Genomic DNA, 13,590 nt, shown 5'->3' with positions numbered 1-13,590 from the left:
CATAAATTGGCTCAGTCTTCCGGGCTTCATTTTCCACTGCCGGTGCTGACAGAGTGGTGAAGTGCAAGCAATTTCTCGACAGGGGAACACTGTTTTCTACCTGCGAAGTTCTTTCATTTTAGAAGCGTTGTACCCGCTGATTTCGCAGCCGTGTTCGGCCTCTCGTTTTGGGGTTGCAAATTATCTTCGCGTTGATGGCATCACAAAACCGCACGAGAAAAACATGATGGATTCCTCATGATTTATGGCATAGTGTCCTGGCAAGGATTTGGAAACAAAAGATGTTTTCATTTCGTACTCCACAAGACAAGGACCTCAGCCACGTGAAATACGAAAAACTCGCCACTTTGCAGACCAATGTCGTAACTGCTCCAGACCTGGGTACTTTTGCAGTCACTTTCGCCGGTCAATCGCAACCATGGCTGGACACTCTCTCCAGCGTCATGGCCAGTGGCAACTCAAAGAAACTACGGGAAGTTTTCACTCGCGCTGAGGAACTGCTCGCACCGCTTGACGACGATCTCATCGGCCAGCTTCCCGCAGGTTTCGACCCCTTCGGCTGGGCAATCTCACTCGTTACAGACGAGCCATTTACCGGAGATACAACCAACCCTGCGGTCAGCGTCCCGGGCATCGTCTTGGCACAGTTGGGCATTGTCGAGTTGCTGGAAAAGCAGGGAATTAATATCACCGAAGCGGTAGCGGTAACCGGTCATTCGCAAGGTGTTCTTGCCGCTGAGATTGTCGCTCGCCCAGAGAAGGCAGCAGAGCTTCTGGCGCTAGCTCGCCTCATCGGTGTGGCGTGTGCGCGCGGAAGCCGAGTAGCCGGATTTGGGCGCGCGCCGATGATGAGTATCTCTGGCCTGACGGTCGAGGAGTTGGAGCCTTTCCTCCCCCAGGGCTGTGTCATCGGTCTGAAGAATACGCAGACTACCAGCGTAGTTATCGGCAAGCAGGATGAACTAGACCAGCTGGCAGAGCAGCTCACAACGCAGCAGCCGAAGGGTCGGAAAGTCGAATGTACAGTTCTGCCAGTTAGTGGCGCATTCCATCACCCAGCGCTGGTACCTGCTGTGGCATGGGTAGTGGAGCGAGCTGAGCGCATTGGGCTAGATGCGGAAACGGCGGACCGGCTTGCGCGTGCAATCTTGGTTGACCCCAGTGACTGGAGCGCCGAGGTACGGGGGCTCATCGACCAAGGAGCAACCACCATTTTGGATTTGGGGCCGAACACAGGCGTCGTCAAGCTGACAGAACGTAACGCTGAAGGCTATGGCGTGGCGGTGATTCCTGCGGCGACAGCTGCGGGTAGGGGCGTCCTGTCTGAGAGCGACATTGAGCATCCGACATCGTGGCTGGAGTTTGCGCCGCGTCTGGTCACTGGAGACAAGCCCCGTGTCGAGACGAAGTTCACCAAGTTGACCGGGCGCTCGCCAATTCTGCTCGGCGGTATGACCCCGACAACCGTTGACCCTGAGATCGTGGCGGCTGCTGCGAATGCGGGGTTCTGGGCGGAGCTGGCCGGTGGCGGCCAAGTCACGCCGGAAATCTTCGAGGCTAATGTGGCGCGACTCTCCGATCTGCTCGAGGAGGGGCGCAGTGCACAGTTCAACACCATGTTTTTGGATCCGTACCTGTGGGGTTTGCACATTGGAAGCCGCCGTTTGCTCCCGCGCGCAGTGGCAGCGGGGCGACCGATTGATGGCGTCACCATCTCCGCGGGAATCCCCGAGGTGGACGAGGCAGTTGAGCTAGTAAAGCAGCTGCGTGAGGGCGGGATTCCGCATATCTCCTTCAAACCGGGCACAATCGCTCAAATCGAGTCGGTGCTCGAAATTGCAGACACCTTGGCGCAGCAGGGCACGCCGTATCCAATCATCATGCAGGTTGAAGGTGGGCGTGCCGGTGGCCACCACTCCTGGGAAGATCTCGATGACCTGCTAATTAACACCTACGCAAAGATCCGCAAGCGAGATGTGGTGCTTGCTGTTGGCGGCGGTATCGGCAAGCCAGAGCAGGCCCGTGATTATCTGATGGGCACGTGGTCGACACGGTGCGGATTGGCGCCGATGCCGGTAGATGCTGTCATCATCGGCACAGCTGCGATGGCAGCAAAGGAGTCGACCGCCTCCGAGTCCGTGAAACAAATGTTGGTCGACACCGTCGGCACTGACAACTGGATTCCCGCTGGTAGCGCCATGGATGGCATGGCGTCGGGGCGCAGCCAGTTGGGTGCTGATATCCACGAAATTGATAACGCCGCAGCACGCGCAGGCAGATTGCTTGACGAAGTCGCAGGTGACCTCACTAAGGTGACTGAACGACGCGCAGAGATCATCGAGGCGATTAACGCCACCGCGAAGCCGTACTTCGGAGATGTCAGCACCATGACGTATGCCGAGGTGCTGAACCGCTATCTCGAACTGTGTGCGCCCGAAGGGACGTTCCTCGATCCAACGTGGTCGACGCGCTTCGTCGCACTCGTCGACCGCGTAGAGGCACGACTGAATGCAGTCGACGCGGGCACGTTTGACGCGCTTGCCGACGGCGACAGCTTGCACACCCAGCCGCAGAACGAAATCTCGCGACTGTCCGGCCTGCTGGATCTGGATACCCAGCTCCACCCAGCAGATGTCACCTTCTTTATCTCTGAGCTCTGCCGCACACCTGGCAAACCTGTGCCATTCGTTCCGGTTATCGATGATGAGGTTCGTCGCTGGTGGCGATCGGACTCCCTATGGCAGGCGCATGACTCTCGCTACGATGCGGATCAAGTCTGCATCATCCCAGGGCCGCAGGCTGTTTCGGGCATTACCCGCGCGAATGAGCCAGTAGCGGAAATTCTGGGTCGGTTTGAAAAAGCTACTGCACAGGCATTGACGGATACCGGCTACCTGCCGGAGGCACCTGTTGACGCCCTCAGCCGGATGCTCGCAGCACCTGTGATTTGGTGGGCTGGTCGACAGCAGCCGAATCCGGCGCTGGCACTTGGCGCGGAACATGAGTGGGTATGTGTATCTGACGCAAGTGATGTCTCTCGTTCACAACGCCTGGAGCACCCAGGTACTGGTGCCATTTTGGAGACCATTGGAGCTGATGGCAGCAATGATGAGGGCGGGGAGGAGCTCGTCTGGGCACAGCTGACCGTTCCGCTGCCCGATGCTGCGGGGGAGAATACGCAACTGCGAATTCGCCTGTGCCAGAGTGCAGCGGTGGGCGCAGTGCCCGTCGTCAAGCATGAGGATGCGGCAGCCGCGATGCGGGAGCTGACGCGAATCGCGGCTGGCGGTGAGCTTGCAAACATCGTCGATGGGGTCGCGGAGTGGGAATCCGTGTGGGATCCGATGGCGATGGCTGACTACGATGCGGTCACTATTGCAGCTGCCGGCGATGAGTCACAGGCGACGGTGCCGGACGCGTTGGTCGGGCATGCTTGGCCAGCGATTTTTGCGGCAGTCGCGCAGGCGCGTACTGAGACCGGCATTGATGTTGTTGAGGGCATGCTCGCGCTTGTTCACCTTGAGCATCACATTCGTATGATTGGAGCTCTGCCGCAGGAAACCACAACGTTGCGGATTAGTGCGCGTGTCGACGAGGCCGTTGATACGGACTTAGGGCGACTAGTTGTGGTGCGCGCGGAGGTTCGTGATGGCGATACGCTGCTCGCCACCTTGAGTGAACGCTTTGCCATTCGTGGCCGAAACGGCGGCGAGACAGCGCGGACCAATACTGTGCCATTTCCAACGGTCACGGATACGCCACGGAGTTTCCGCGGTGCCTTGACCGTGGAAGCGCCTAAGGCGATGGAGCCATTTAGCTGTGTCACGGGCGATCGCAATCCTATCCACGTCGATTCCCGGGCAGCAGCGCTAGCTGGTCTACCAGGGGTTATTGTCCATGGAATGTGGCTGTCGGCGATGGCCGAGCATGCGGCTGTTGCCACGTCGGATGCCGGCATTGGCAATCGGGTGATTGAGTTCACTGCGACTATGCTGAGTCCGGTTCTACCTGGTCAGGAAGTGAAATTCTCTGTCGAACGCCGTGGTTTTGATGACCGTCCAGGCGCCGGTGAAGTCCGTGAAGTCACGGCCACAGTAGAGGGCGAGCTGGTACTGACTGCCACTGCTGTAATTGCCGCACCGACGACTGCATATGTCTTCCCTGGCCAGGGGATTCAATCACAGGGGATGGGGCTGTCTGCCCGGACTCGCAGCGTAGCGGCCCGCCGCGTGTGGGACCAGGCGGATGCGATGACCCGAGAGAAGCTTGGCTTTTCCGTACTGGCTATTGTTCGGGACAACCCGGTAGAGGTGGTTGTGGATGGTGTGCGCTATTTCCACCCAGAAGGTGTCCTGAATCTGACTCAGTTCACCCAGGTTGCGATGGCGACGTTGGGGCTGGCGCAGGTTGCGGAGCTCCGTGAAGCAGGGCTGCTGGATGAAACAGCTCACTTTGCGGGACACTCTGTCGGTGAGTACAACGCGCTGGCGGCTTTCGCTGGTGCGCTTGACGCAGATGCCGTGTTGGAGGTTGTCTACCGCCGCGGTTTGACCATGCATGAACTGGTCGAACGTGATGAGCAGGGGAGGTCCAACTATGGTTTGTGCGCCCTGCGTCCGGACAAGATCGGCGTACGCGAGGACGAGGTCACTGAGTTTGTTAATCGGTTGTCGCAGGAAACCGGTGAGTTCCTCGAAGTCGTAAATCTCAACCTGGCAGGCAAGCAGTACGCCGTCGCCGGCACCGTCGCGGGCCTTGCGGCACTGGCTGAACAGTGCGAGCGCCGCAGCTCGGACGGCAAGGGATACGTGCGTATCCCAGGTATTGATGTGCCATTCCACTCCAGTGTCCTACGCGACGGTGTGGATTCCTTCCGTAAACACCTGGAGCGGCTGCTGCCAGCGGAAATCGCTCCAGAACGCCTGGTGGGACGCTATATCCCGAATCTCACCGCGACCTCTTTTGAGCTGACCGAGAAGTTCGTCCGCCAGATGGCTGCAGTCGTCGACTCAGACATTCTGGAAAACATCCTTGCCGACTTTGATACTGCTGCTGAAAACCCGGCGCGCCTGGCCCGCATGTTGCTGGTCGAGTTGCTGGCCTGGCAATTCTGCTCACCGGTGAGGTGGGTCGAAACTCAGGATCTGTTGCTTGAGGATCTCGGTGTCAGCCGCATTATTGAAGTCGGTGTAGGTACAGCGCCCACACTGGCAAACCTGGCTGCCCGTACCTGCCAGTTGCCCCGCCACCGAAGCCGTGACATTCGAGTGCTCAATCTCGAGCGTGATGCTGATGCAGCGTTTATGCGCGACCAAATTCAGCCGGAAAAGACTGAGCCCGAGTCGGAGGTGACACCAGAGCAGGACGCGGCGCAGACCCTATCTGGAGCAGCAGGAGCATCGGGAGAAGCAGGATCAGCGGCGCCGGCGGTATCCGCAGACCAATCCGCGGCGACCGAACAGGCAACCACGATCACGAGTGCTGCCACTCCGGCTGCCGAAGTTGCTGATATCGCAGTCAGCCCGGCAGAAGCGCTGGAAGTTCTTATTTGCCAATGGACGAAGGTGCGCCCCGACCAGCTCGGCGCCGCCGACTCCATTGAGACTCTGGTCGATGGAGTCTCATCTCGACGCAATCAACTGCTGCTCGATCTCGGAGTGGAATTCGACCTCGGTTCAATCGAAGGGGCCGCAGATGCGGAACTGGCTGATCTAAAGGACAAGATTGATAGCTTGGCCAGTGGGTATTCGGCATTCGGTCCGATTCTCTCCGAAGCCATTGCCGACGGTATTCGCCGGATTACCGGTCCTGCCGGTGCAGGCGCGAATTACATCGATGACTATGTGGTCGATGAATGGCAGCTCGGCAAGGGGTGGGCAACCGCAGTTAGCGCCGAGATGATGCTCGGTACTCGCGAGGGCGCATCCCTGCGCGGCGGTGATCTTGCGCATCTGGCACCGGCCGCCCCAACCAGTACTGCTGAACTCAACCAGCTGATCGATGAAGCAATCCTCGCGGTCGCCTCGCAGCGAGGTGTATCTGTCGCTAAGCCGTCGGCAAGCGACAGTAGTGCTGGGATGGTCGACTCGGCTGCACTCACTGAGTTTGCAGATAAACTGACTGGTCAACGAGGAATTCTTGCCACCGCTGCACGCACGATTCTGGAGCAACTCGGCCACGAGATTACCGGTGCCATTGACTTCGATGCCGAAGACGCCGACAGCAACCTGGTAAATCTCGTCACTGCTGAACTCGGTGCGGACTGGCCGAAGCTGGTCACCCCGACGTTTACGCCCACCAAGGCAGTGCTGCTCGACGACCGCTGGGCCACCTCCCGCGATGACCTAGCACGCCTCTGGGCAGCCGCTGATGAAGACGTGGCTGACACCGCGCCGGGCAGTATCCACGAAACCGCAGTCGAGCAGGCACAGTGGTGGGCTGCCAAGGCAGACGCGGCAGGGCGAACACAGTTGGCGAGTATCTACCGACAGCTGGCGGATGAGTCCATCACGAATGTGGACGAACTATCGATGAATGCCGACATCGCAGTTGTTACCGGTGCATCGCCAAATTCGATTGGCTCCGCTGTGACTGCACAGTTGCTGTCTCAGGGAGCAACCGTTGTTGTCACTACCTCACGCCTGGGACATGAGCGCCTGAGCTTCTACAAGCAGCTCTACCGCATGCATGCGCAGGGCGAGGCGAAGCTGTGGGTGGTACCGGCGAACCTGTCCAGCTTCCAGGACCTGGATTCCCTTATCGACTGGATCGGAACCGAGCAGACTACGACGATTGGTGCGGAAGTGGTTGTGACCAAGCCTGCACTGTCACCGACGTTGCTATTCCCGTTCGCGGCGCCTACGGTTTCGGGTTCGCTTGCCGACGCCGGTCCTGCGTCCGAGACCCAAATGCGTCTGCTTCTGTGGTCGGTGGAACGACTCATCGCAGGGATGTCAGCACTTGGCGGGGACAATAATCTGGACCATCGTTTGCATGTGGTGCTGCCGGGTTCACCGAACCGTGGTCGCTTCGGCGGTGATGGTGCCTATGGTGAAGCCAAGGCCGCACTCGATGCAGTGGTGGCGCGCTGGAATGTGGAGGACGCTTGGCGCACCCGCACCACTCTGGCTCATGCACAGATTGGTTGGGTTCGAGGCACCAACCTGATGGGTGGAAACGACCCATTGGTTGCTGCAGTGGAAGCAAAGGGAGTACGCACCTTCTCCACCGAAGAAATGGCAGCTGAACTCATTGAGCTCGCGAGCTCGGAGGCTCGGAAGAAGGCACAAACCCGCCCGATTCAGGCCGATCTCACCGGCGGATTGGGTGACGTCGACCTCAACATTGCGCAAATGGCGCAGGAGGCTGCACAGGCGGCTGCCCCAGCAGCTCAAAACTCTGAGATCTCTAGCGGGGCGAGCTCGCAGGAGCCGTCGTCAAGCCGTGTTTTGAGCGGCCTGCCAAGCCCTCGCCGACCAATTGCGCAGACAACACCGACCTTTGGTGACATCGCAGCGGCTCTGGAGGACATGGTGGTCATCGTGGGCGCCGGTGAGCTTGGGCCGTACGGTTCTTCCCGGACGCGCTTTGAGGCTGAAGTCGATGATATTTCTGCAGCAGGAATTGTGGAATTAGCCTGGTCAATGGGGTTGATTTCCTATGAGGGTGGCTGGCGCGACGCCGACGGGCAACCGTTGGCAGAAAGCGACATTGCTTCGCGTTACCGCGATGAAGTGCTGGCGCGAGTTGGTGTGCGTCGTTACGCCGATGATGGCGATTTGGTTGATAATACGATGACTGAGCTGACCACGGTCTACCTGGATCGTGCGTTGAGCTTTGCTGTGCGTGACCGCGCGGCAGCGGAGACTTTTGTCAGTTCCAACCCGGACAACACCACTGCGAGCTTCGATGCCGAGACAGGGCAGTGGCTTGTGACACGAGCCGCTGGCACACCAGTGCAGGTTCCGCGCCGAATGGCGATGAGCCGCTATGTTGGCGGTCAAATTCCGCAGGGCTTTGACCCGGCACGATACGGTATTCCGGCAGACATGATGGACAATCTGGACCGCGTGAGCTTGTGGAACATTGTCTGTACTGTCGATGCCTTCTTGTCATCGGGCTTCAGCCCAGCGCAACTGCTGGAAGCGGTCAACCCGGCGCGAGTGTCGTCGACCCAGGGCACAGGTATTGGTGCGATGGAGTCGCTGCGCAGTCTCTACATCGACGGCCTGCTGGGGCAACCGCGAGCCAATGACGTCCTGCAGGAGGCATTGCCAAATGTTATTGCCGCCCACGTTATGCAGTCTTATGTCGGTGGCTACGGGCAGATGATTCACCCTGTCGCAGCCTGTGCGACGGCAGCGGTGTCGGTGGAGGAGGGCGTCGACAAGATTGCCCTGGGTAAGGCAGATTTCGTTGTCGCAGGTGGCTTCGATGACCTATCCACAGAGGGAATTACAGGTTTCGGCGACATGGCCGCCACAGCTGACTCCGCCACCATGGAAGACAAAGGCATCGACCATGAGTACTTCTCCAGGCCGAACGATCGTCGACGCGGAGGCTTTGTGGAATCGCAAGGCGGTGGCACGGTGCTGTTGGCTCGCGGAGACATCGCTCGTGACATGGGGCTCCCCGTGCTCGGTGTCGTCGCATACGCCCAGTCCTTCGCCGACGGCGCGCACACGTCCATTCCGGCGCCGGGTTTGGGTGCGCTAGCGGCCGCTCAGGGCGGCGAGAAGTCTCGATTGGCTCGCGCACTTGCAGTACTCGATGTCACTGCGGATCAGGTCGCGGTGTTGTCCAAGCACGACACCTCGACCAATGCCAACGACCCAAATGAGTCCGAACTGCATGAACGCATTGCAGATGAACTCGGTCGCGAGCGCTCTAACCCGCTGTTGGTGGTCTCTCAGAAATCGCTGACGGGACACGCTAAGGGTGGTGCTGCAGCGTTCCAGATCATTGGTCTGACCCAGGTATTGCGCAGCGGCATTGTGCCAGGTAATCGATCGCTGGACTGCGTCGATCCCGCATTGGCTGCGCATTCGCGTCTGGTATGGCCAACGAAGGCAGTCAATTTCGGCAATACGTTGCCGCTGAAGGCTGGCTTTGTTACCTCGCTCGGGTTCGGACATGTCTCGGCACTGGTGGCAGTCGTCCATCCGGAAGCTTTCTACCAAGCGATAGTGCAGCACGATGGCGCTGAGGCTGCGGAGCGTTGGCGGTCCGCGGCGCACAACCGCGAAGCGGCTGGTCTGCGTCGCATTGATGAGGCTATTTACGGTGGGGAAGCTCTCTACGAGCGTCCACGCGAGCGAAACCTGGCGGACGGTGGTCGGTTCGGTTCACCCGCTGCATTGGAAAAGGCAGTTCTGCTTTCCGACGGCGCCCGTCTGATCGATGGTGTCCTCCAGCCATGATTGGCGTAGACCTCGTCTATATTCCGGGCTTCGAAGAGCAGCTGAATATGCCAGGAAGTCAGTTCGCGCAGGCTGTTTTCACACCTGCGGAGCTACTGGTAGCTAGGCGCCGCGGAGCAGTCGGCGGCGCTCTGGCGCGTCACTTAGCGGGCCGCTGGGCTGCGAAGGAAGCCTTCATCAAGGCCTGGTCGCAGACTCTCTTCGGCAGCCAACCGCCGATTGCGCGCGATCAGCTGGACTGGCGGGAAATAGAGGTGCAGCCGGATGCCTACGGTCGCGTGAGCATCAGTCTCCACGGGGCTGTGAGCCGCCATTTCCACGATCAGGAGTGGCAGCTGGGGCCGTCGTTAAGCATCTCGCACGACGGCGACTACGCAATCGCCGTCGTACGCTTGGACTAGCCCGGCGCCGTGCTAATCGACGGACTTCTGACGGCGACCGACCAAGATGCCGGCACCGAAGATTAGCGCGCCCAGGATTGCGCCGGTTCCGGCGACTGCGGCGGTTTGGAGCGGGGAGTTGGTCGCGGCCTGCTGAGTCTGCACATCAACTTCGTCGAGGCCATTGCCGGAAGCGTTGGACTTTGCGGAAGCCTTGCCAGATGCCTTGGATGAGCCGCTGGCCTTGGACTCTCCGGTCTTGGAGGCACCGGTCTTCACAGCTTCTTCGCGTTCCTTGGCGGAGCCGCCGACGCTGAGGTCCGTGGCCGTGTCCTGGCTGCGGTCGGAGGAACCGTGAGCAGCAAAGGTGTAGAGTGCGCAGTCATTTTCGACGCAGTTGGCGGCCGATGTGACGGCCTCGACATTGAGCGTTGTGGAGAAGCTGCCGTCGGAGGACATCTGGGAGGTGCGGACAAACTCAGCGGCGGAGAAAGCATCAGCGTTGGTGGTGGAGAACTTGTTCTTCTCAGCCACTGCGACGTAGATGCCGTTGCCACTGGTCTTGAATCCGGTGCCGGAGACGGTAATTGGGGTGCTGCCCGATGGATTCAGTTCCGTGGTGGACAGGCTTACCGACGGGGTGCCGGTCGAGGAGCTGCTGCCGTTGGAGCTGCTGGAGCCGCTGGAGGCGCTGGTGCTACTCGTTCCACTAGACCCTGTGCTGCCACTGGTGCCGGAGCTTGCGCTGCCTGCGGACTGTGAGGAGCCACCGCCGGAGGGCAGGGTAGCGTCCTGCTTGGCAGCTCCGCCGGCAAACGATACCGCGGTCGCCGTGTCCTGGCTGCGGTCAGAAGAACCGTGAGCAGCAATGGTGTAGACCGAGCAAGCGTTCTGCATGCAGTCTGCCGTGCCGAACTTCGCGCTGACCGGAAGATCCACGCTGAAGCTGCCGTCGGACTTCAGGTTGCCGCGAGAGGTAGACACAAACTTGGTATCCGGGCCGAAGGAATCGGCGTTGGTCACATCCATCTGGTCATTTTGCGCGATACCGACGTAGATGCCCGGTCCAGAGGTCTTGAAACCCTTGCCTTCGACTCGAATGGTGTCGCCGCTCGGGTTCAAGTCTGAGGTCTTGGACAGGCTCACCGATGCGTTACCCCGTGACTGCGACGGTGACTGCGAGCCCGACTGTGACTGGGAGCCCGAACCAGCGCTCTGGCCACCGCTCGGCGCCGCGCCGGTGGAACCCTGCGATTGAGCAGCCTGGGAAGTAGCACCCGCCTTGAAGGTGATGGGGACCCACTGGTCATTGCTGCGGTCAGAAAGATTAGGGAACGCAGTAAAGGAGGCTACGTAGCACTGGGTAGAGGTGCAGTCGACATCGCCAAAGCTGGTCGCGACCTTCATCTCCTGCGTAAAACTTCCGTCCGCGCCAACCGTGACCTTGGCCGCTTCGCCGTAGGTCGAAGGGTAGCCCGACTTTGGCTTCTCGATTGTCTGGGCCAGGTAAATATTTGCGTTAGCGGGGTAGCCGACTCCCTTGATGGTCACGGTGGCGCCGTCGGACAGATCGGTGGCAGGGGTCACGGAGAGCTGGCGCTCAGACTGATCGGTGCTGCCGCCGAGAAGGTCGCCGATGCCGGGGAGCGAACCGCCGAGCTGTCCAATCGATGGCAGTGACTGTGCCGATGCGGGGACTGCGGGTAAAAATCCCGTACTCACTACGATTGCCGAAGCTAAAACAATAGAGCGGGGAAGCAGGCTCCGTCGGAAAGCGCCCTGCGTCGTGGACATGTGAACCTCTGATTCTGTTTGGGAGTTCCGGCGCAGGCGCGGCGAAAAACAGGGAACCCCACCGCGCTGACCAGAGTAAAGCGTAAACTAAGGCAAGCCTACCCTCCGCGTATTGATAAGGGCAATAAATGCCCCTGCCGAGGTGGGCGAGGGGCGCTCTCTAGTCTGCGGCCTCCGCGACGCTCATGAGATAAGAGATTGTCATGCGTTTGATTTCCTGCACCGTCAGCTCGTAATGAGCTTCCCGCTCAGCATCGCTTCCCGGATGGTCCACCGCATAATTCAGCAGGGCGTACGTGGCGTTAATCATGAGGTCGGAGATGAAGTTCAGTTCCGCATCGCTTGACGACGGCACCAGCGGGCGCAGCACCTTTGAAATCTCGGTGACCAGGCGTGACTTCGTATCTTCTGCGGTTGCGCGTGTGGCGGGCGTTGATTGAACAGCCAGCCATACGGCTCTTCTGGAAACGTCCTCGCGCCAGAGTTTTGCCAGGTGATCGATGAACTCCGAGAGAAACTCCGGCCATTTCAAGGTGGGGACTGTTTCGCCGAAGCGTGAGACTTCCTCGATGACGGCCTCGGTGTCCTGACGGTCGAGCTCGCAGATCATCACATACTTGTTTGCGAAGAATTGGTAGAGCGTGCCAATGGGGATATCTGCGATGCGAGCGACTTCGTCGAAAGTGAAAGACTCAAACCCGTGCTCGATGAGCACTGTGCGTGCCGAGCTGAGCATGCGTGCGTACCGCTCTCGGCTGCGTTGCTGAGCCGGAGTGCGACGGGGACGAAGAATATTCGGTGCGTCCTGGGATTGAGTCACTACTACGAAACCGTCTAATCGGGATGATGTGGGAGGAGAGTTTGGGGCCAGGGTCAAAGTAGGCCTTGCGGCTAGTTAGCTTTCGGAAGCCTGTGATTCCACGCCCAAGTCACGCAGTACGCGCTGGACGTGCCCCTTGGCGCGAACGTTGTACCAGGCCTTTTCAATTTCTCCTTCGGCATTAACCAGGAAAGTCGAGCGGATGACGCCCTGGACAATCTTGCCGTAGTTCTTCTTCTCGCCGAAAGCGCCGAATGCGGTCATGGTTTCCTTGTCCGGATCGGACAGAAGGGTGAAGTTTAAGCCGTGGTCCTCGCGGAACTTTGCGAGTTTCGCCGGCTTGTCCGGAGAAATACCTACGACAGGAATGCCGGCATCGTTCAGGGCAGCGGATTCATCGCGGAAGTCGCATGCCTCAGTGGTGCAACCTGGGGTGTTGGCCCGCGGGTAGAAGTAAATCAGCACGGGCTTGCCCGCGTAGTCCGACAGAGAAACCTGCTCTTCGGCGTCGTTGAGAAGAGTAAACGCTGGGGCAGGGTCGCCAGCTTCCAGACGGATGTTGTTCTGGCCGTATTCTTTGTCGCTGGAGGAAGAAGTAGTCATGGCTTCATCGTATCGACTCTGGAGCGGTGCGTGTCGACTCTGAAGCAATGCGTTGAGTTTTTCCCCGTGCTCGCCCACGTTGCTGTAGTGGAAGTGTTAGTCTTTTAGGCGAACAATCACTTTAGATATTCAACTTTTTAGGGAGTTTACGTGGCTCGCAGCATTGAAGATATCCAGCGCGATATTGAGCGTAACCGTAACCAGCTCGCCCGTACTCTGGATGAGCTAACCGTGCGAACGAATCCGAAGAACGTTGCGGATGACGCAAAGACCCGTGTTTTCGATGCTCTGAATGAGCCGAAGGTGCAGGCAGCACTGGGCGTCGTTGCCGCACTTGTTGTTGGTGGCATCGCAATGGGCATTCGTCGCAACCGCAATCGCAGCAAGGAAATTGACCGCATTCGCGAGATGATTGAGACTGCTGCTAAATAGTTTTTCGGTAATTAGCGCACGCGCTTCGGGTGGTTGCCTGGGGTCGTGCGCTTTTGCGTATCTAACCCTTGTTTGAGTCAGGCGTGGGGTGCGAGCGAGGGTTGCAAGTTGGGGGTTAAGTAGCAAAAAGTGTGTCCGCTCG

At 59.3% G+C, this 13,590-nt stretch carries 6 protein-coding genes; 3 read left to right on the top strand and 3 right to left on the bottom strand.

Annotated elements, in window-relative coordinates; translation table 11 throughout:
• Positions 1–281: 281 nt before the first annotated feature.
• Together HMPREF2920_RS01140 and HMPREF2920_RS01135 are read left to right on the top strand one after the other, a co-directional pair.
• Positions 282–9,419 (top strand): type I polyketide synthase, encoded by a 9,138-nt coding sequence (locus HMPREF2920_RS01140; RefSeq protein WP_246816257.1) that lies wholly within the window; start codon positions 282–284, stop codon positions 9,417–9,419.
• The gene (locus tag HMPREF2920_RS01135; protein ID WP_016422272.1) at positions 9,416–9,820 is read left to right on the top strand and encodes a holo-ACP synthase AcpS; all 405 of its coding nucleotides are present in this window, start codon (positions 9,416–9,418) and stop codon (positions 9,818–9,820) included. Before HMPREF2920_RS01140 ends, HMPREF2920_RS01135 begins: the two co-directional genes overlap by 4 nt.
• A 12-nt stretch (positions 9,821–9,832) precedes the next feature.
• Here the strand turns inward: HMPREF2920_RS01135 and HMPREF2920_RS01130 are convergent, their stop codons facing one another.
• The 3 genes from HMPREF2920_RS01130 to bcp all read right to left on the bottom strand — a co-directional run bounded on the left by HMPREF2920_RS01130 (position 9,833) and on the right by bcp (position 13,016).
• Positions 9,833–11,593, bottom strand: coding sequence for a neocarzinostatin apoprotein domain-containing protein (locus tag HMPREF2920_RS01130; protein ID WP_080971516.1), 1,761 nt, complete (start codon positions 11,591–11,593; stop codon positions 9,833–9,835).
• Between the two features lie 160 nt (positions 11,594–11,753).
• On the bottom strand, positions 11,754–12,413 hold the full coding sequence (locus HMPREF2920_RS01125) for a TetR/AcrR family transcriptional regulator (protein WP_049172878.1): 660 nt from the start codon (positions 12,411–12,413) through the stop codon (positions 11,754–11,756).
• Positions 12,414–12,488: 75 nt separating this feature from the next.
• Positions 12,489–13,016: a thioredoxin-dependent thiol peroxidase gene (gene bcp / locus HMPREF2920_RS01120; RefSeq protein WP_049172881.1), complete on the bottom strand. Its 528-nt coding sequence runs from the start codon at positions 13,014–13,016 to the stop codon at positions 12,489–12,491.
• Positions 13,017–13,166: 150 nt separating this feature from the next.
• Here bcp and HMPREF2920_RS01115 point away from each other — a divergent pair, with 150 nt between their 5' ends.
• A complete protein-coding gene (locus HMPREF2920_RS01115; protein ID WP_038628049.1) occupies positions 13,167–13,448 on the top strand; it encodes a DUF3618 domain-containing protein in 282 nt (93 codons plus the stop codon).
• Positions 13,449–13,590 lie beyond the last annotated feature (142 nt).

The organism is Corynebacterium sp. HMSC075F02 (assembly GCF_001838335.1).
GTDB classification, from domain to species: Bacteria; Actinomycetota; Actinomycetes; order Mycobacteriales; family Mycobacteriaceae; genus Corynebacterium; species Corynebacterium jeikeium_D.
Note: the sequence above shows the minus strand (reverse complement) of the source record. Positions and strands in the feature narration are given on the sequence as shown.